Here is a 1,575-nt window from a genome sequence, read left to right on the forward strand (position 1 = left end):
CCCGCTCCCACATTGATAGTCGTTGTTTTCCAGACGTGTTCCCGCAGCGAGAACCCCATGTCTCAAACCCCACCCACCGGCCAACCCGCCTACGTCTTGCACAGCCGCGCCTACCGCGAGACCAGCGCCCTGGTGGACTTCCTCACGCCCCAAGGCCGCCTGCGCGCGGTCTTGCGCAGTGCACGCGGCAAGGCCGGCACCCTGGCGCGGCCCTTCGTGGCCCTGGAAGTGGAGTTTCGTGGACGCGGCGAGCTGAAGAACGTCGGCCGCATGGAAGCTGCCGGCGCCTCCAACTGGCTCAACGGTGAGGCGCTGTTCAGCGGCCTCTACCTCAACGAATTGCTGATCCGCCTGCTCCCCGCCGAAGACCCGCACCCCGGCGTCTTCGATCATTATGCCGCCACCTTGCTCGCCCTCGCCGAAGGCCGTCCCCTGGAGCCGCTGCTGCGCGCATTCGAATGGCGCCTGCTGGATGACTTGGGCTACGGCTTCGAACTGAGCAACGACCTGCACGGTGAGCCCATCGCCGCCGACGGCATGTATCGCCTGCAAGTGGACGCAGGCCTGGAGCGGGTCTACCTGCTGCAACCCGGCTTGTTCCNNCCAGGGCACCGAATTGCTCGCCATGAGTGAAGCCGACTGGACCGCCCCCGGCGCCCTGTCCGCCGCCAAGCGCCTGATGCGCCAAGCGCTGGCCGTGCATCTGGGCGGTCGGCCACTGGTCAGCCGCGAGTTGTTTCGAAAGCCCTGACATCCCCGTGTATGCTGTGCAGCGATTCCTTCCCTCTTCAGGAGCGCTTTTCGTGACCACCAGCAATCGCATTCTTCTCGGCGTGAACATCGACCACGTAGCCACCCTGCGCCAGGCCCGGGGCACCCGTTACCCGGACCCGGTCAAGGCCGCGCTGGACGCCGAAGAAGCGGGCGCCGACGGCATCACCGTGCACCTGCGCGAAGACCGGCGCCACATCCAGGAGCGCGATGTGCTGCTGCTCAAGGACGTGCTGCAAACCCGCATGAACTTCGAAATGGGCGTTACCGAGGAAATGATGGCGTTCGCCGAGCGCATTCGCCCGGCGCATATCTGCCTGGTGCCGGAAACCCGCCAGGAACTGACCACCGAAGGCGGCCTCGATGTCGCCGGCCAGGAAGCGCGGATCAAGGCTGCCGTGGAGCGCCTGTCGAAGATCGGCAGTGAAGTCTCGCTGTTCATTGATGCCGACGAGCGCCAGATCGAAGCTTCGCGCCGTGTCGGTGCCCCGGCCATCGAACTGCACACGGGCCGTTATGCCGACGCGACCACGCCGACCGAAGTTGCCGACGAATTGCAGCGCATCATCGACGGCGTCAACTGCGGCCTGGGCGAAGGCCTGATCGTCAACGCCGGCCACGGCCTGCACTACCATAACATCGAAGCCGTGGCTGCGATCAAGGGCATCAACGAGCTGAACATCGGCCATGCACTGGTGGCTCATGCGCTGTTCGTCGGCTTCAAAGGCGCCGTCGCCGAGATGAAAGCCTTGATTCTGGCCGCCGCCAAACATTAAAAGAGCGCTGAAGATCCAATGTGGGAGC

The 1,575-nt window shown here is 65.0% G+C and carries 1 protein-coding gene and 1 pseudogene; both read left to right on the forward strand.

All coding sequences use genetic code 11. The features are described from left to right. Positions 1-57 precede the first annotated feature (57 nt). A pseudogene (gene recO, locus HX846_RS23280) lies at positions 58-751 on the forward strand (DNA repair protein RecO). Positions 752-803: 52 nt separating this feature from the next. Then, complete coding sequence (pdxJ, locus tag HX846_RS23285; RefSeq protein ID WP_178966164.1) at positions 804-1,547, forward strand: pyridoxine 5'-phosphate synthase; 744 nt, start codon at positions 804-806, stop codon at positions 1,545-1,547. Positions 1,548-1,575: the final 28 nt, after the last annotated feature.

This window comes from Pseudomonas sp. K5002 (genome assembly GCF_013386655.1).
Taxonomy (GTDB): Bacteria; Pseudomonadota; Gammaproteobacteria; order Pseudomonadales; family Pseudomonadaceae; genus Aquipseudomonas.